The organism is Gardnerella sp. Marseille-Q9691, from assembly GCF_046507715.1.
Lineage (GTDB): Bacteria > Actinomycetota > Actinomycetes > Actinomycetales > Bifidobacteriaceae > Bifidobacterium > Bifidobacterium greenwoodii.
Window position 1 is genome coordinate 200,941 of sequence record NZ_JBKFXI010000001.1, and the last position, 19,195, is coordinate 220,135.

The window sequence follows — 19,195 nt, forward strand, 5'->3', positions numbered from 1 at the left end:
CCAACAACGAAACATAAAGAGCCTTATGAAAAAACCTAATGATTCCCACTTAGAAGAGCCGCTACTTGAATTGAAGAATGTGTCTTTTCAATACGGTACAAATCGTAGTGAAAATACTTCAAGCGTTGAAGATAATACGTATGCGCTTAATCGAGTAAATCTTAAAATTTACCCTGGTGAATTTGTTGGAATTATTGGACCTTCTGGCTCTGGTAAAACAACTCTTGCTTCGCTTTTTTCTGGTGCTATTCCTCACCATTATTCGGGAAACTTTTGTGGAACTGTAAGTATTGCTGGTCATGACACTACAACTCTTGAACTAACTAATATTGCTTGCTTAATAGGTTCAGTTATTCAAGATATTGATGCTCAAATGGTTGCTGCGAACGTGGAAGATGAGCTGCTTTTTGGATTGGAAAATTTTGGTGTTCCTCACGATGAAATCCCTAATCGTATAGTTAGCTCTTTAGAAACTGTTGGCATTAGCGATTTGCGCAATCGAGATCTAGATACACTGTCTGGCGGTCAGAAGCAGAAAGTTGCTATTGCTGCAATTTTGGCGCTGAAACCTAAAGTTTTAGTGCTGGATGAACCAACATGTGCGTTGGATCCTGTATCTTCCCGCATGATTTTTTCTATTCTTCAAAATCTTAATAAAAAATTTGGTATTACTATTGTTGTTATTGAGCAAAAAGTTGCTTTATTAAGCGAATATTGTAAACGTCTTATAGTGCTTTCTAAAGGTGAGCTCGTTCTTGATGCTCCTGTTTCTTTAGCTCTTAAAGACATTGATTTACTTCGTAAAGTTGGTATTAACTATCCTCGTACTACTCACTTAATTAAGCAGTTGCAAGATGAGCAAATTTGTAATCCTTCTGAACTTACTGTTGGCGTGGAAGAAACTGTAAATACTATTGTTAAAACATTACGTACGGATTATTCTAAACTTTCTAATTCAAATAACTCGAATAATGCAGAATCTTCTTTAGAGTCCAGTAAAGAAACTTTTATAAAAGCTAATAATTTAGATAATTCTAACAAGCCATGCCTTTCAATAAATAATGTGAGTTTTGCTTATGCGAATGGCGTTAAAGCTCTAAAAGATGTTTCATTTAATGCAAATAGCGGTGAATTAATTGCTTTAATTGGAAGAAACGGTGCTGGAAAAACAACAATTACAAAGATTATTAATGGCTTATTAAGACCTACAGAAGGTAGTGTGGAAATAGATGGTATCGATACTAAGTCGCTTCGCATTAGTCAAATAGCAAAATATGTATCTACCTTATTCCAAAATCCTGATCGTCAACTTTGTAAAAGAACTGTTCTTGAAGAAGTAGCTTTTAGCTGTGAATTAATCGGTGAAGATTCTAGCCAAGCTCAAGAGCATGCAATGCAGATTATTGAAAAGCTTAATCTTAACCCGAAAGATATTCCATTTATGCTTTCTAGAGGTCAGCGTCAAATGGTTGCTTTGGCTGCAACTGTTGTAACGCGTCCTAAAATTCTTGTTCTTGATGAGCCTACATGCGGACTTGACTACAATGAGTGCATGAAAATTATGCAAGTAGTTGAAGATTTGAGAGATCACGGTTGCTGCGTGATTATGGTTTGTCACGATATGGAAGTTGTTCTTGACTATGCAACACGATTGATAGTTATTAATGACGGAAAGCTTATTATTGACGGATTGGCAAAAGATGTGTTTGAAAAACCAGAAGTTTGCGATGCCGCTGCATTGTATCCGCCATTATTGTGTTCTGTTTCTCAAGGCTTAGTTGCGAATGGTTTTGAAAATTGTAGGGGATTGTACATTAGATCTCTATTAGTGCAAGCGTTGAGTGGTAAAAATAGTACGCAAAATGAGCAGAAACAAAGGTAAAGGTAGGTTGGCATGCAAACAAAACTTTTAACTTATCAACATGGCAATACCATATTTCATAAAGCTAATCCTATTGCAAAGCTTATTCTTGCTGCCAGTGTTGTAATAAGCGTTTTTATTGCAAAACAGTACACTGTGCTTATTGCTCTTGCTGTACTTATTCTTATTGCAATGGCTTGTGCTCATGTTGTAAAAGCTTTATTAAACCTTATTAAAGCAATGATAATAATTGCTTGTGTTATGTTTGTTATGCAAACAGTTATTGCTCAAAAAGGTCATTATATTTTCCTGTGGTTTACTCAAAACGGTATGGATATTGGTGCAAAAGCAGCTTTGCGACTCTTCTGTTTTGCTCTTCCGCTAGTAAGCGTGCTAATGGTTACTAAATTAAACGATCTTGCAAACGCAGTAGTTCAATATTTGCATGTGCCATACTGCTACGCTTTTACTATTACTACTGCAGTCCGTTTTGTGCCTATTTTTTCTTACGAAATGACACAAATTACAGAAGCGCAAATGGCGCGTGGTGTTGAGTACGATACTAAAAATCCTTTTAAGAAATTACAGTTGATGATGCCACTTATTGTGCCACTTCTAGTAACTTCAGTTCGTAAGGCGGACAGTTGTGCGCTCGCTGCTGAAGAACGTGGTTTTTATTTACGCACCCGCAAATCTTCTTACTATAGTTATCCTTTTGGGTGGAGAGGATTTGTTTTTATAGTTATTTCCGCACTTATTATTGCTTTGCCAATAGTTACTTCAATCTTTTTGCCTAATCTTGTATGAAGCATTTATGTAATTAGCAAATAGTTTAAGAGGCTAATAATGAAAAGTGTAAAAGTTTGGATTAAAGGTGCAAGAATTTACACTCTGCCAATAGGCTTAGTTCCTGTTGTTATGGCATTCGCGATTTCTCTTAGAATGATGCGTTTTTCGCATTTTGAGAAACCAATTATTAGTTTTGTGCAATGTCTTATACAATTTTTTCTATGCTGTGCGGTTGCAGTATTTATGCAGATTGCTGTTAATTATGCGAACGATTATTGTGACGGCTTGAATGGCTTAGACGAGAATCGTAAGTTTCGCCCTGTGAGTAAAAGTAAAAATTCTAAGCCATTATGTGATGTATCGTGGCGTCTTGCGGATGCTGGTATTAAGTCAGAATCTGTGCTTAAAGCGGTAATAGTTTCTGCTTTGATTTCTTGCATTGCGGGCTTGCTTATTGTTTTTAGCACGGGAATATTGTGGTTTATTCCACTTGGAATTGCCTGCATTGCTGCAGCATGGTTTTATGCAGGAGGAAAGCATCCTTATGGTTATAAAGGTTTTGGAGAAGTAAGCGCTTTTGTGTTTTTTGGCCCTGTTCCTTTTATTGGATCTTTATGTGCAATAACGCATGGCATAGGTGTTCAAGCCAACAATATTTTTATTAATAGTCCATTAATGATTTTGGCTTGTGTTTTAATGTCATTTATTCCTGGAGCTTATTCTGCATGCTTAATGATGGTGAACAATCTTCGAGATATTGCAAGTGATAAAGAGCATGGAAAAATAACTGCGATGATAAGGCTTGGAGAGCAAAGCGGTAGACGTTTATGTGCTGCAGCGAGTATTGTTGCGGCTCTTTTGTTGTTAGCGTATTCGGTTTCAATTATTGTTTTTCCTTTTGAAGTTCCTTCAATATGGAGCTTTTATAGTTCTGAGGTTTTCTTCAGTTTTAGTGAGTTTATACGCAATATTTCATGGCACCTATTTTTTGCTATTTTTCAGTGGTTTATATTGGTAGCTCTTGTAATAAAAGCGTATAAATTTGCCAAATGTATACTTAAAGGTGACTATAAGAATTCTTTTGCGCTTTGCGTTGCGCAAGCCATTTTTGCAGCTGCAGTAGTACTGTTGTCTGCGATTATATAAATAAGCAAAATAGCGCGAATTTGTGCATTCTTTCGCGAGTCTCGTGAATCTTATGGTATCATTGATTGACACAAACATTGGGTGCGTGCGGTTTTAGTGACATGCAAATTGCGTTATGATGCGTGATTCTACTGGTGTTTGTGAACGTGCTGTTGCGTAGTCGCCATGTTAAAGATGCATGGCGGTGTTGCCCTGTTTATGCGGCAATGAAATGAGGTTGTGAATATGCCAGTTACGAAAAGGAATGAAGGGACAGAGCAAACAATGCCTGAAATACTTACTGATGATGAGCTTCGTAAGGCTGCTGATGCAGAAGCTGTGAAGAACGAGTCTGAAGATAAGAAATCTAACAATATTCGCACTGTTGTTGTTGCAGAAGATGAATCTGTTAATCGCATGGATTTAGTAGCTATGCTTGAAGATAACGGTTATCAGGTTGTAGGTCAGGCAGCTAATGGTCAGGAAGCTATTGAGTTGACTCGCGAGCATCATCCGGATGTTGTGTGCATGGACGTTAAGATGCCTGTTATGGATGGTATTACTGCTGCAGCAACTATTTGTGATGAAAACATTGCGCCAGTTGTTATGCTCACTGCTTTTTCGCAGGCAGATTTAGTAAAACAAGCAACAGGCGCCGGTGCAATGGCATACGTAACTAAGCCGTATGAAGAATCTAAGCTTCTTCCAGCTTTGGAAGTTGCTATGGGTCGTTTTAGCGAGATCAACGATTTATTAGATAGCGTTGAGCGCACAGAAAATAGATTGCACGATACGGAAGATCAGCTAAAAAAGGCGGAAGAAAAGCTTAAGAAAGCTGAAGATACATTAGAAGAACGCAAGCTGGTAGATCGAGCTAAGGGTCTTCTTATGGATAAGGCCGGATTCTCAGAGCAGGGTGCATTCCGTTGGATTCAAAAAACTTCTATGGATCAGCGTATTCCTAAGAAGCGTCTTGCTTTGGCTATTATTTCAAAGTATAGCGATGATAAAATAGACTCAGATTCTGAGGATTAATAGTATTAATCTTAAAAATCTTAAATTTATTAAATCATAACGCTTGTTGTGCTGAATACTATTAGCATAATTTGTAATAATTACGGAACGTGGGTGAGTAGTCAACAGTGGATACCAGCATCGTCGAAGAACATTCTTCTGATTTTAAGAATGAGAAAGGAACGTTGTTGGTCGTTGATGGCCATTCTCTTGCGTTCCGTGCTTTTTTTGCAGTTTCTGCGGATAATTTTTCTACTCGCTATGGTCAGGCAACCAATTCTGTTTGGGGCTTTATCACTATGCTTTCGCAAGTGGTAAGAAAAGAAAATCCTGACCGTTTAGCTATTGCTTTTGACGTTAAAGGTGGCACTTTTAGAAATAAGATGCTTCCTCAGTATAAGGGTACGCGTGAAGCTGCTCCTCAAGAGCTTCTTTCTCAGTTGCCTCTTATTCAGCAGATGCTCCGTTTTCTAGATATTACTTATATTGAAAAACCCGGTTATGAAGGTGATGACGTTATTGGAACACTTGCAACAATGGGCGCTGATTCAGGGTATAGAACTTTAGTTCTTTCTGGAGATCGAGACGCCTTCCAGCTTATTGACGACAATATTACAGTTCTTTATCCGGGGCAGCATTTCAAAGATTTGAAACAAATGGATTCTGCTGCCGTTTTAGAAAAATATAATGTTACTCCTAAGCAATATCCTGATTTAGCTGCTTTAAGAGGCGAAACTGCAGATAATATTCCTGGTGTTCCTGGTGTTGGAGATGGCTATGCCGCCAAATGGATTAACCAGTTCGGCAGCTTGGAAGATATTATTTCTCATGCAGGTGAGATTACAGGTAAAAAGGGTGAAGCTTTACGAGAAAATATTGATCAGGTTCGTTTGAACCGTCGAGTTAATGCTTTGGTTCGTGACTTAGATCTTGGTATTAGTGTTGATAATTTGCGTTTTGGTGAAGATATTAATGCTAAGAAATTGGGAGAGTTGTTATCTCAACTTGAGTTTGGTGAATTAAAAAAGCGTAAGATTCTTAAAGCTTTTAGCCGCACAAATCAGCAATTGCTTGATAACAATATGCGAATTATGCTTTCTTCAACATATGAAGGAAATGTCGAAATAGAGCATTTAAACAGCGGCGAGCAATCAACTTCTGATTCTGAAGATCTTCAAGATGTACTAGAAAATACTAAAGTAAGTCATATTAAATCTTTAGAAGATTTACGCGAGTGGGAAACTAGCGTATCTACCTTCCTAGAAGAAGACAATACGAAAGATTCTTCGCGAGATGATTCTTCTTTAGATGCAGAAAAACTTATTGATAATGAGCAAAAATGTGCAGATTTAATATTAAATAATCGCGAATTAGTCGTATATGCTCATGAAAGTAGCACCCAGTCAAAGCATCGTTTTGGTTTAAAAGCAGACTGTTTATTGCTGCTTGTTAAGGGTAGTGCAGCGCTAATTTATGCTTCAGACTTGCATGTAGAGACAAATTCCTTACTCGAAGCTTTAAGAGAATTTTTGCAAAAATATGCTTCTTCAATAGTTTTGCACGATTATAAAAAGCATTTAGGATTGTTGTCATCTTTGAAATTAGTCGATTGCGAAGATCCTAGTATTACGCCTCTTCTTGACACAAGATTGGCTTCATATTTGCTTGAGCCTGATTTTCGCGCTGAAACGCTTGAAAATATGGCAGAACATTATTTAGATATTTCAAGCGATGATGAAGATTTGGATAATCAGGAAGCTAAGCAGGGTGAGCTTGATCTTTTACTTGATGATTCGTCAGCTTTAGATGAAGCTAAAACAAGCGAAGAAGAAACGCAAAAATTTGAAGGTAAAATTTTAAGAACTGCTGTTCTTACGCGTCTTTTAGCTATTCAATTTGCGCCAAAATTGGATTCTAGAAAACAAACAGGTTTGATGTCGAACTTGGAAATGCCTATTTCAAGAGTTTTGCGAGGATTAGAAGATGTTGGTGCTGCTGTAGATATGCAGCGTTTAAGTAGCATGTTCCAGCAATTTTCTTCCGATGCTGAATTTGCTCAGAATATGGCTTGGCAGGCTGCGGGAAATCGTGTGAATTTGCAAAGTCCTAAGCAATTGCAGCAAATACTGTTTGATCATTTTGCTCTTAAACCAACTAGGCGCACAAAAAACGGTTCTTACACTACTAATGCTGAAGCTTTGCAAGCAATGTATGCGAAACTTGATCCTGAAGAACCTGCAAGCCAATTTTTGGGGGCTCTGCTTAGTCATCGTGAGAAAAATAAGTTAAAGCAAATAGTGCAAAGCTTAATTGATGCTGCTCATTATGACGATAAACGTATTCATACAAGATTTGAGCAGACTATTGCTGCAACAGGAAGATTAAGTTCTGCAGATCCGAATTTGCAAAATATTCCTAATCGTAATGCTGCTGGTCGTGAAATCCGTGCAGCGTTTGTTCCAGGTGAAGATTTTGAATATTTAATGAGCTGTGATTATTCTCAAGTTGAGTTGCGTATTATGGCTCATGCTTCTCATGATGAAACTCTTATTAAAGCGTTCTGCTCTGGTGCGGATTTTCATAAATATGTAGCAAGCCTGGTTTATCAAATACCTGTAGATCAAGTTAGTGGTGATCAGCGTTCTCACGTAAAAGCTATGAGCTACGGTTTGGCGTACGGATTGAGCACTTATGGTTTGGCAAAACAACTTTCTATTACGCCGTCTGCTGCCGAAGTATTGAAAAATAAGTATTTTGATACTTTTGGAAAAGTTCATGATTACTTGGAGTCTTTGGTTTTAAAAGCTAAAGAACTTGGGTATACAGAAACAATGTTTGGTAGGCGTAGGTATTTCCCACAGTTGTCATCAAATAATCGTGCAGCTCGCGAAGCTGCCGAGCGTGGGGCTTTAAATGCTCCAATTCAAGGAACTGCAGCCGATATTATGAAGCTTGCAATGATACGTGTTGATAAAGGTTTGCGAAATTCTAAATTGGCAAGTCGCGTAATTTTACAAATTCACGATGAATTAATTTTGGAAATTGCGCACGGAGAAAAAGATAGCGTAGAAAATATTGTGCGAGAAGCTATGGAACATGCAGTTAATTTAGATGTTCCGCTTAACGTATCAACTGGCGTTGGTGTTGATTGGCAATTAGCAGCTCATTAAATTTTGCATACATTTGAATAAATTTGTATAAATTTTCATCTTTTTTCAAATAAAAGCAACATAGCGTGAAAAGTGCGCAAATATATGAGATACTTATATTATGCATATAAGACCAGGTTCCATGTATCCGCTTGGTGCCAATTATGATGGCGCCGGCGTTAATTTTGCGCTGTTTTCCGAAGTCGCAAAGCGCGTTGAATTATGCTTGTTTGACGAGAATGATAATGAAACACGTATTGATATGACCGAACAGAACTCATACGTTTGGCATAACTATGTATCAGGTATTCAGCCTGGCCAACGTTATGGGTATCGTGTTCATGGTCCTTACGATCCTTCGCACGGATTGTGGTGCAATCCGCATAAGCTTCTTTTAGACCCATATGCAAAAGCAATTGAAGGCAATATTGACGGTGATGAGAGCCTGTTTTCTTACTGGTTTGATAATCCGGATGATATTTCTGCAATGAATACTTTGGATTCTGCATCTCACACAATGAAAGCTGCTGTTATTAACCCATATTTTGATTGGGGTAATGATCAGCATCCTATGATTCCATACCATGATTCTGTTATTTATGAAGCTCATGTTCGTGGTATGACTAATCTTGATAGCCGTGTTCCTGCAGATATTCGCGGAACTTATGCAGGTCTTGCGCATCCAAGCGTTATTTCTTATTTGAAGAAGCTTGGTGTTACGGCGATTGAGCTTATGCCAATTCATCAGTTTGTAAATGATTCATTCTTACAAAATAAGGGATTGAGCAACTATTGGGGTTACAATACCATTGGTTTCTTCGCTCCGCAAAATTCTTACTCAAGTTCTGGTCAGCGCGGTGAGCAGGTTAATGAGTTTAAGTCAATGGTTAAGGCTTATCATGCTGCTGGCATGGAAGTTATTCTTGACGTAGTTTATAACCACACTGCTGAAGGAAACGATAGAGGCCCAACTTTAAGCTTCCGTGGAATTGATAATCGTGCATACTATCGTCTTGTAGACAACGATCAGCGTCATTATTTTGATACTACTGGTACTGGTAATTCTTTGCTTATGCGATCGCCGAAAGCATTGCGCTTGATTACGGACAGCTTGCGTTATTGGGTGACTGAAATGCACGTTGATGGCTTCCGCTTCGACTTAGCTGCAACGCTTGCTCGCCAGTTCCAAGAAGTAGATAAACTTTCTGCATTCTTTGACATTATTGAGCAAGACCCTATTATCTCTAGCGTAAAGCTTATTGCAGAGCCTTGGGATATTGGTGTTGGTGGCTACCAGGTTGGTGGATTCCCTCCAAGCTGGTCCGAATGGAATGGTCGCTACCGTGATTGTGTGCGAGATTTTTGGCGCTCGCAGCCTTCTACTTTGCCTGAGTTTGCAAGTAGGCTTATGGGAAGTTCTGATTTGTATGAGCAAAATGGACGTAAGCCTGTTGCTTCTGTGAACTTCATTACAGCTCATGACGGCTTTACTATGAACGATTTAGTAAGCTATAACGAAAAGCATAATGAGGCGAATAAAGAAGGGAATAACGACGGCGCAAACGACAATCGTTCTTGGAATTGCGGTGTAGAAGGTCCTACTAGTATTCACGATGTTAATGAGCTGCGCGAGAGACAAATACGTAACCTGTTCTCAACATTGCTTATGAGTCAGGGTATTCCTATGATTTGCGCAGGCGACGAAGTGATGCGTACACAGCACGGCAATAATAATGCTTACTGTCAAGATAACGCTATTTCTTGGATGAGCTGGGATTATAACGAAACTCAACGTGATATGTTTGATTTCGTTTCCAAGCTTATTCATTTGCGTCTTCATCACCCTGTTTTGCATCGTCGTCGCTTCTTTACTGGGCGTTCAAGCGATGATGACGTTTGCGATATTCCACAGGTTGAATGGCTTGATCATAACGGAACTGTTATGGACATGGAAGATTGGTCAAATACTCACGCGCTTTCCGTGATGATTTATTTGAATGGATCCGACATTCCAGAAACAGACTGGTATGGAACAAGAATGGTCGATAACGACTTTATTCTTATATTTAATGCTCATTATGAACCTATTACTTTTACATTGCCAGACAAGCGTTATGGTGAAAAGTGGAAGCTTATTGTAGACACTTACAATCCAAAAGGCCCTGAGCTTTTATATGAGGCAGGATTTAATATTGTGGCTCAATCTCGCAGCTTCTTGCTACTTATGAGCGAGCATAAGCCAGAACATTAAATAAGATTCGAATAAAAATAATTTAATCGCAAATAATTTTATAATTTCATAAGATTGAAGCAGCGTAGGGAATTTAGTTTCCTGCGCTGCTATTTGCTATAATAGCCTGATTAATTTTTGATTGAAGACGGTCAGTTTGCATAGCTGCAACCTGCCTTGAAAAAACAATAATCCATCCTAGAAATAGCAGGCAAGATAATGCTTCAACATTAGTAAGAGTATTGTGACCGTGCATCCACTGATTTCCAGCCCAAGCTGTAAGAACAACAGCTAAATCAGAAGCTACATAAAATGTGCGAGAAAGGCGAGGAGCTAACCAAGGCAAGCATACAAGCATTGTGCAAATTAATCCAGTTACGCCTCTAGCGCACAAGTCATGAAGAAAAGGATGAGGTGTATAACGGAAAGTTCCTATGCCAATAAAAGCAATACCGCCTAAAATAAGCAAAGTAGCCATAATGGTTGTGCGAGTTCTAAAATGACGCGTGCGATCTTCATTATTGTGCTGCAATATTTCGCGTTGGGTTGCAACAAATTCTGTAATAGCAAAGTAGCTTGTTATGATAATACAAATTCCAGATAGTACAAGCGTTGCGTTAAACATGCTGGCTGCAAAAGTGGTTCTGTCGCCAAGCTGAGAAAAATTATTGTTATACCAGTAAGGGTCATCCGTGGTAAGACCTGCAGTTGCAGCGCCCGAAATAACGAATAGCGGAAGCAGGGAAGCTACAGTTTTAGCTTCAAGAAGCTCAGCTTGAATAAGTGTTGCGTAACCAACAATTCCAGATAATGCTGAACATAATACCGGCAAGTAATTGTTCATTGCAGATTTGCCAATAATACTGTTTATGATGGAAAGCAAAGCAAAAGACATAAGAAACATTGTTGCGCCATAAATTGTAGAAAGCGCTGTAATTTCAAAAGTATGTTTTACTATGCGAATCAGATGGTGTCCGGTAAATTTTTTATTAGTACGCAAATAGCCAATAATAAAAGCGCCAATGCTGCACAAAGCCACAATTCCTGAGGCTGTAAGGAAAAGTCTTTGGCTAATTTGCCAAAATGCTGGCATAACCAACATGTACATAGACATAGTAACCATTGCGAATGATGCGCATACAAGAAACGCTATTAATCCCATTGCTTCAGTTCGCTGGAAACGTCCCATACTTTAGCCCCTTTATCTTGTTAACTAATTACATTGTACAGTTTGCACTAAAGTCAAGCACGCATAAAATTTTATACACGCCACGTGTGTCGAAAATTTGCATTTGTCGACAAAGTGCGCTATTGTATTTGATTGTGCTTGGAGCTGGTTAACAGTTCAAAAGCCTCGGGGTGTAGCGCAGTTTGGTAGCGCGCCTGCTTTGGGAGCAGGATGTCGCAGGTTCGAATCCTGTCACCCCGACTTTTTTATATCTAGTGAAATATTTTATTCAGCTTGCAACAATTATCTGTGCACGTATCCGTACATATTAATAGATAGTATTCATATTATGAGTGATATTAACGATACTGTGGATTGTGCTACTTGTTGGGAAGCACCGTATTCTAATCATCAATTAAAAGCTTGTGTTGAGGTTCCTGGTAGTAAGTCCCTGTCAAATCGTTATTTAATATTGGCAGCAATAGGTACAAAACCTGTAGTTTTACAAGGATTGTTGCGCTCTAGAGACACTGAGCTCATGATTAACGCGTTATCTACATTCGGAGTTAAATGTGAATCTCTAAATGAAGAGGGCACGAAACTGCGCGTAATTCCTCCAGAAGACGGAATTTTTAGAGTTGAAGATAATGCTGAAGTATATTGCGGACTAGCTGGAACTGTAATGCGTTTTGTGTCTGCTCTAGCATTGTTTGCGAATAAACCTGTGCGCTTTGATGGAGATAAGCAAGCCTATGCTCGCCCTATGAAGCCAGTTCTTGACGCTTTAGAACAGCTTGGTGCTCACGTGGAGTATCACGGCGAAACTGGTTTTTTGCCGTACACGATTACTCCTCCTAAATCATTAGAACTTAAAACTCGCAATGTGGAAAATATTGTTTGCATTGATTCCTCTGCATCGTCACAATTCATTTCAGCATTATTGCTAATTGGTTCTCGCATACCTAACGGTTTGTATATTGAACATATTGGTAAAAATTTGCCGAGCATGCCGCATATTTTAATGACAATAGATGATGTGAAAAAGGCTGGTGGCACAGTCCAAATGATAGAGCCTATTAGTTGGGCTGTTTTGGAATCAAAATTAGTTTTACCAAATACTGTAGTTATTGAACCAGATTTGTCTAATGCTGCGCCATTTTTAGGGGCTGCTTTAATCTCAGGGGGCATAGTTAGAGTTCCAAACTGGCCTAAGCGCACGACTCAACCTGGCGGATTGTTGCCGGCCATACTTGAACGTATGGGTGCTGTTGTTAATTTTGAAGAGAACGATACAAACACTGGGTCTGGAGTTCTTTGTGTAAAAGGAAATGGCCGTATTCATGCAATTCCTTCTTTAGATTTAAGTAAAGCGGGGGAGATTGCTCCAAGCATTGCAGCTATTCTTGCTTTTGCGGATGGAGTAAGTCAGTTGCACGGTATTGCTCATTTACGTGGCCATGAAACTAATCGTTTAGAAGCTTTAGTTAAAGAATTAAATAGAGTCGGTATTGGTGCTAAAGAGCTTGAAGATGGCATCAGTATTGAGCCAAGTGATTATGTGCATGGGGAAGTTATGGAAACTTATGCAGATCATCGTATGGCAACGTTTGCTGCAATGCTTGGACTGCGCATAGAAAATGTAAGGGTCAAAAATATTGCCACAACTAGAAAAACAATCCCAGATTTCCCAGGAATGTGGAATAGTATGATTTCCCAATAATTTTTCAATAATTATAAAAATTCCCGAACAGATAATCTGCTCGGGAATTCTTATTTATGGCTGCATATTTTAGCAGCACAAATAAAATATTTAGTTCTTAAACTTGTTGCCGTAGGTATCTTCACCAGCTTCAGCAATAGCTGCAGCCTTGCGTGCAATAGCCAACTCTTCGTTCGTTGGAATTACAGCAATAATCACAGAGCTGTCTGGAGTGGAAATAACGCGTGGCTCCTTAGAGCGAACCAAGTTCTTTTCCTTGTCGAGCTTAACGCCGAATGGCTCAAGCTTTTCGCATACGCGAGCACGCACGATTTCGTCGTTTTCACCAACGCCTGCTGTGAATGTAATGACGTCAACGCCACCCATTTGAGCGGTGTAGTTACCAATGTAGCCAACAATACGGTGTACGTATACGCCGAGAGCAAGCTTAGCGTTTTCGTCGCCTTCTGCAATGAGCTTGTGAATATCGCGCAAATCGCCGTGGCCAGTCATACCCATCATGCCGGAACGCTTGTTGAAGAGAGTGTCAAGTTCGTCCACGTTCATGTGAGCGTTACGAATAAGGTGGAAGACTACTGCTGGATCAATATCGCCAGTGCGTCCGCCCATCATTAAGCCTTCGAGTGGGGTTAAGCCCATGGAAGTTTCAACTGGCTTGCCAGAAATCTGGGCAGAAGCAGAAGCGCCGTTACCAATGTGCAAAACAATCTGCTTCAAACCTTCTGCAGGCTTACCAACAACGCTTGGGACAACAGAACCAATGTATTCGTGAGAAGTGCCGTGAGCGCCGTAGCGACGAATATGATAGCGGTCTGCAATTTCCTTATTCAAAGCATAAGTTGCTGCAACCTGTGGCAAAGCATGGAAGAAGGAAGAATCGAATACCATAATCTGCGGAACGTCTGGCAAAAGTTCAGTCATGACTTCAGCGCCAACAGCCTCTGGGCCGTTGTGAAGTGGAGCCAAAACTGCCAAATCCTTAACCTTGTTGATTGTCTTCTCATTGACTAATGCAGGCTTAGGGAAGGTCAAGCCACCCTGAACAACGCGGTGTCCAACTGCCACAATGCCGGATTCCGAAAGCTTTGGACCATATTCTTCGAAGAAACCAAGTACGCGCTTTAAGCCCTGCTCGTGGTCGTGAACTGGCTCGTCGAACTCATGCTTTTCGCCATTGAATACGTGCTTGTAGTGGCCGTCAACTGGCTCGCCAATCTTCTCAACGATGCCGGAAGCGATACCTTCACCGCTTTCCAAGTCAACGAGCTGATACTTAATCGAACTGGAACCAGAATTGATAACAAGAACGGTTTTTGCCATTGGGGCATCCTCCATAAAGTATTGATAAGGCTTGTAAATTGCCACGCTCTAGTTTACCGTTAAGTTCCTACAATACGGAGAGTTATTTTGTGCCATAACAATCTAAAATATGTGAAGAACATTTAACAGTTTATTTTTTGTTGATTTTATAGCTTTCTGCACAAAATCTTATTCTCACTGAGCTTCAATAGCTGTTAAAGCAACAGTATTAATAATATCTTGTACTAAAGCTCCTCTAGATAAGTCGTTTACAGGCTTATTTAGACCTTGTAAAATAGGGCCAACTGCAAGTGCTCCACTTGAGCGTTGTACTGCTTTATACGCAATATTTCCTGCGCATAAATCAGGGAACACAAATACATTCACGTGACCTGCAATAGGATTATCTTTTGCTTTTGCTGCAGCAACTGTAGGAGACCAAGCTGCATCAAACTGAATAGAACCAACTACGGCTAAATCTGGAGCTTTTTCTTTTACTATTCGCGTCGCTTCTTCTACAATGTCAACATCTGGGCCTTTACCAGATCCTAACGTTGAATAAGAAAGCATTCCAACTTTAGGATCTAGTCCGAATGCTGCAGCAGTATTCGCAGACTGAATCGCAATATCTGCTAGCTGTTCTGCATTCGGGTTTGTGTTAATAGCGCAATCTGCAAAGACTGCTACGTGATCTTTAAAACACATAAGAAATGCGCCAGAAACCAGCTTAGAGCCGGCTTTTGTTTTTATTACTTGTAATGCTGGTCGCACAGTATTTGCAGTGGAATTAACAGATCCAGACACAAGACCATCTGCTTGTCCAAGCACAACTAGCATAGTGCCAAAATAGCTTGCGTCGTTAAGTTGTTCTCTTGCTTGTGATTCAGTCATTCCTTTCTTTGCTCTTAATTCGCAAAGTTTTGTAATCATATGGCTAAGCATTGCTTCATCGCTCATAGATTGGAAACTTGCTTTGCAAACTGAATTAAGATTTAACTCTTCAGCACGCTTCAATATTGATTCGCGCTCTCCAACAATAATAAGATTCACAATATCTCGTTCAAGCAAGTAATCTGCCGCTTTTAATATGCGATCTTCTTCTCCTTCTGGAAGAACAATTGTTTTCTTCTGTTCTTTTGCTTTTCCTAAAAGACTGTATTGAAAAGCGTATGGGGTAGTTGGTACATTGAATGGCTGGTGCAGCGCATTAAGAATATCTTTTTCTCTAATGCAGTTTACGAATATTTCTAACGAACTATTTTTGTTTTCTTCGTTTATTTGAGGCAGCACCCATAATGGTGTTTGGCTTACTCGAGTTTCTTTTTCGCTAGAATTTGCACAATTTCTAGCTGTGTAATCTTTCATTACTTCAGCGCCAAGTTCCTCAGAACAGTCAGTAACAAAAACGCCCAAAATTTGCGTGCAAGCCTTCATAATACAAGCGTTGGCAGTATTAATAGTTTGTAAGATTTGCTCTGAGCTTCGTCCCTTTGCGCAAACAGTTAGAAAAACAGGCGAAGCTAAGTCTGCTGCAACAGTTGCGTCAAAAGCAAATAAATCTGGATCATATACAGGGCTTGCGTCGCTTGAAACAATAACAGAAGCTTGGGCGGATGTTGATTGTAGTACTTCATTGTATCTTGCAACAATATCTCCGCGCACTGTGTCTTTATTTGTTCTGACTATTTCTGGAGTGGATGCAATAACTTGCTCTAATTTTGCTGAAGTATTTGCAATACCCAAAAGTTGTTTAGTGAAAGCGTCATTGGTTTGAGCGCATGGGCGAAAAATAGTAGTGCTGTAGTTGTTAGACAGAATATGTGTTATTCCGAGTGCAACAGCGTTTCTGCCGTACATATCTTCGTTGCCAATAATTGTTACATTAATATGTGACACGATGCGTTCTCCTTTGATACTATTCGTGTTGTGCTGTTAGGTTTCATATTGTAAAAATTAAATTACTTAAGTTTTGCAATATAGCCAAGCTTGTTCTATTGTACGGCTTTTTGTTTTTATACACGCACATAGTAGTAATTCTGCAATATAAATTTTGATTCGTTTTTTTTTTTTATTTAGTTTACATGCAAATTTATTTTTATATACAAAACGGGAGTCAACCTTTCGATTGACTCCCGAATTGTTTTTAGCTAACCAGTTTTAGCTTTATGAGCTTAAAACTACTCGTTATCGCCAGCGGTTGCAGCGGTAGCGGTGACAGCGCCTGGCTTGTCGGTCTTAACGCCTGGCCATACCCAATCGGTGTAATCTGGGTGATCAAGACCCTTGTCGACTGCATACTGGAAGGCTTCGAGGCGGAAGTCCTCGAGCTTCTTGATTTCGTCGGCATACTTGGCGGCGTCAACCATACGCAAAGCTTCAGCGGTAAGCTCGTAACGATCCATGTCGTTCACGCGAACCATGTCGTATGGCGTGGTGGTGGAGCCCTGCTCCTTGTAGCCATGGACGTTGAAGTTGTCGTGGTTTGGACGATCGTAAATCAAGCCGCGAACGTCATGTGCATAGGAGTGATAAGCGAAGAGGACTGGCTTGTCAGCGGTGAAGAGATCGGTGAACTCTTCGTCAGTCAAAGCTTCGTTGTTTTCCTTAGCGGACTGCAACTTGAGCAAGTCAACAACGTTAACAACCTTGAACTTAACGCCAAGCTTGTTCAACTTGTCGGCAGCGGCCATCAATTCCTGCTGTGGAACATCGCCAACACCAGCGAGAACAACCTGAACTTCGTCGTTGTTCTTAGCGTTGGAAGCCCACTTCCACTCTGCAGCGCCCTTTTCGAGCTCTTCGCGAGCTTCGTCGAGGGTCAACCAAGTGGCGGCTGGCTGCTTACCAGCGAAGATGGCGTTAATCATGTTGGTGGACTTGTAAGCCTTTTCAGCAACAGCGAGCAACATGTTGGAATCTACTGGGAAGTAGATGCCGATTACATGATCGTTGTTGAAGGTCTTGTTCAAGAGCACGGAGGTTACGCCTGGATCCTGGTGCGAGAAGCCGTTGTGATCCTGACGCCATACGTGAGAAGATACCAACAAGTTCACGGAGGAGATTGGCTTACGCCATGGAATCTCGCGAACGGTAGCCTCAAGCCACTTTGCGTGCTGGTTCAACATGGAGTCGATAACGTGTACGAAGGACTCGTAAGAGCTCCAGATGCCGTGACGACCGGTGAGCAAGTAACCCTCGAGGAAGCCTTCCATCTGGTGCTCGGAAAGCTGCTCGGTGACCTGGCCGGTAACAGCCATGTGCTCATCGACTAAGCCAGAAAGGTAGCCAGCATCCCACTGCTTGTTGGTTACTTCGTAAGCAGCCTGCAAACGGTTGGAAGCGGTCTCATCTGGGCCGAAGATACGGAAGGAATCTGGGTTGTTCTTGATGATGTCACGAGTGTAAACACCAAGGCGACGGGTAGCTTCGAGCTGACCCCAGCCGTGACCGAATTCCTTAACTTCCTTGACTTCGTAATCATCGAGCTTTGGAAGCTTCAAATCTTCACGAATACGACCACCGTTGGCGTTTGGATTTTCGCCAATACGGAGTTCGCCCTTTGGCATGAAGGAAAGAACGTCTTCCTTCACAGCGCCCTTTTCATCGAAGAGCTCTTCAGGCTTGTAGGACTTCATCCAGTTCTTCAAAACCTCGAAGTGAGCTTCGGTATCGCGAGCGGAAGCCAGTGGAACCTGGTGTGCACGCCAAGAGCCTTCGGTCTTCTTGCCGTCGATGAACTTCGGGCAAGTCCAACCCTTTGGAGTGCGGAAGATAATCATTGGGTAGTAAGGGCGAGTTACGTCGTTAGTCTGAGCCTCAGCCTTAATATCGCAAATCTCGTCGAAGATGGTTTCGAACATATCGGCGAAGCGACGGTGGATGGACATGTGATCCTCATCGTCGAAGCCAGCAACGAACTCGTATGGCTCGTAGCCCATGCCGTGGAAGAACTCATGAAGCTCTTCGTCGGAAATGCGGGAAAGAATAGTTGGGTTAGCAATCTTATAACCGTTCAAGTGCAAGATTGGAAGCACGATACCGTCGGTACGTGGGTTCACAAGCTTGTTGGACTGCCAACCGGTGGCCAAAGGACCAGTTTCAGCTTCGCCATCGCCGACGATTGCTGGAACGAACAAGCTTGGGTTGTTCATAACAGCGCCGTAAGCGTGGGAGAGTGCATAACCAAGCTCGCCACCTTCGTGGATGGAGCCTGGGGTTTCAGGAGCGAAGTGAGAAGGAATACCGCCTGGGTAAGAGAACTGGCGGAAGAACTTCTGCAAACCAGCTTCGTCCTTTGTAATCTTTGGATAGTACTCAGTGTAAGTACCGTCGAGGTAGGACTGAGCAGTACCAGCTGGGCCGCCGTGGCCTGGACCCATGATAATCACGGTATTCTGCTGGTGGTCAGCAATGAAACGGTTGATGTGGCCAATAAGGAAGTTAAGACCTGGAGTGGTGCCCCAGTGGCCCACCAGACGATGCTTAACATCTTCGCGAGTGAACGGCTCCTTCATTAGAGGGTTGCTACGAAGATAAATTTGGCCGATTGCAAGGTAGTTGGCAACACGCCAGTACTTGTCTACGCCTTCGATAGCTGCCTCGGAAACTGGAGCGTTGAGCTTCTTCCAAGGTGTGCCAATAACAGGACTCGTCATGTGTACTCCTGTACTCAAGCACTTTTCAGTGCAATTTGATCATTACCATTTGGTTATAGAGTCTGGAAAACAAATGTATTACAGCTCTTTTTCCATCCGTTTCAGTATAGTGCCAGCGTCTGACTTTTGTTCGTTTGGTTACTTCTTCGTGCATTTATGTTGAAAAAATGTGTGATTATGTGCGC

The 19,195-nt window shown here is 41.0% G+C and carries 11 protein-coding genes and 1 tRNA gene; 8 read left to right on the forward strand and 4 right to left on the reverse strand.

The features are described 5' to 3' along the window. Window positions 1-25 precede the first annotated feature (25 nt). The 6 genes from ACLD6A_RS00935 to glgX all read left to right on the forward strand — a co-directional run bounded on the left by ACLD6A_RS00935 (window position 26) and on the right by glgX (window position 10,189). Window positions 26-1,882 (forward strand): ABC transporter ATP-binding protein, encoded by a 1,857-nt coding sequence (locus tag ACLD6A_RS00935; RefSeq protein ID WP_410313319.1) that lies wholly within the window; start codon window positions 26-28, stop codon window positions 1,880-1,882. Window positions 1,883-1,894: 12 nt separating this feature from the next. After that, window positions 1,895-2,668 carry an energy-coupling factor transporter transmembrane component T family protein gene (locus ACLD6A_RS00940; RefSeq protein WP_246904934.1) on the forward strand — a complete coding sequence of 258 codons (774 nt, stop codon included), beginning with the start codon at window positions 1,895-1,897 and terminating at the stop codon, window positions 2,666-2,668. Between the two features lie 39 nt (window positions 2,669-2,707). After that, entirely contained in the window at window positions 2,708-3,796 is a 1,089-nt protein-coding gene (gene menA, locus ACLD6A_RS00945; protein ID WP_410313320.1) for a 1,4-dihydroxy-2-naphthoate octaprenyltransferase, read from the forward strand. Between the two features lie 225 nt (window positions 3,797-4,021). Next, window positions 4,022-4,810 (forward strand): ANTAR domain-containing response regulator, encoded by a 789-nt coding sequence (locus ACLD6A_RS00950; RefSeq protein WP_410296020.1) that lies wholly within the window; start codon window positions 4,022-4,024, stop codon window positions 4,808-4,810. A 107-nt stretch (window positions 4,811-4,917) separates the two neighbouring features. Further along, window positions 4,918-7,959: a DNA polymerase I gene (polA, locus tag ACLD6A_RS00955; RefSeq protein ID WP_410313321.1), complete on the forward strand. Its 3,042-nt coding sequence runs from the start codon at window positions 4,918-4,920 to the stop codon at window positions 7,957-7,959. A 100-nt stretch (window positions 7,960-8,059) separates the two neighbouring features. Then, a complete protein-coding gene (glgX, locus tag ACLD6A_RS00960) occupies window positions 8,060-10,189 on the forward strand; it encodes a glycogen debranching protein GlgX (RefSeq protein ID WP_102694822.1) in 2,130 nt (709 codons plus the stop codon). Between the two features lie 73 nt (window positions 10,190-10,262). On the opposite strand, the gene ACLD6A_RS00965 is transcribed toward glgX, so the two are convergent. After that, entirely contained in the window at window positions 10,263-11,357 is a 1,095-nt protein-coding gene (locus ACLD6A_RS00965; RefSeq protein WP_246904958.1) for an ABC transporter permease, read from the reverse strand. 166 nt (window positions 11,358-11,523) lie between these two features. Between ACLD6A_RS00965 and ACLD6A_RS00970 the strand changes: the two genes are divergently transcribed. Together ACLD6A_RS00970 and aroA are read left to right on the forward strand one after the other, a co-directional pair. Beyond that, a tRNA-Pro gene (locus ACLD6A_RS00970) sits at window positions 11,524-11,597 on the forward strand. Window positions 11,598-11,685: 88 nt separating this feature from the next. Then, window positions 11,686-13,056, forward strand: coding sequence for a 3-phosphoshikimate 1-carboxyvinyltransferase (aroA, locus tag ACLD6A_RS00975; RefSeq protein ID WP_410313322.1), 1,371 nt, complete (start codon window positions 11,686-11,688; stop codon window positions 13,054-13,056). Between the two features lie 90 nt (window positions 13,057-13,146). On the opposite strand, the gene ACLD6A_RS00980 is transcribed toward aroA, so the two are convergent. From ACLD6A_RS00980 to ACLD6A_RS00990, 3 genes are all read right to left on the reverse strand, one after another. Further along, window positions 13,147-14,376 carry an acetate/propionate family kinase gene (locus ACLD6A_RS00980; RefSeq protein ID WP_246904962.1) on the reverse strand — a complete coding sequence of 410 codons (1,230 nt, stop codon included), beginning with the start codon at window positions 14,374-14,376 and terminating at the stop codon, window positions 13,147-13,149. Window positions 14,377-14,550: 174 nt separating this feature from the next. Beyond that, window positions 14,551-16,251: a phosphate acetyltransferase gene (gene pta, locus ACLD6A_RS00985; RefSeq protein WP_410313323.1), complete on the reverse strand. Its 1,701-nt coding sequence runs from the start codon at window positions 16,249-16,251 to the stop codon at window positions 14,551-14,553. A gap of 281 nt (window positions 16,252-16,532) precedes the next feature. After that, the gene (locus ACLD6A_RS00990; RefSeq protein ID WP_004128025.1) at window positions 16,533-19,010 is read right to left on the reverse strand and encodes a phosphoketolase; all 2,478 of its coding nucleotides are present in this window, start codon (window positions 19,008-19,010) and stop codon (window positions 16,533-16,535) included. Window positions 19,011-19,195 lie beyond the last annotated feature (185 nt).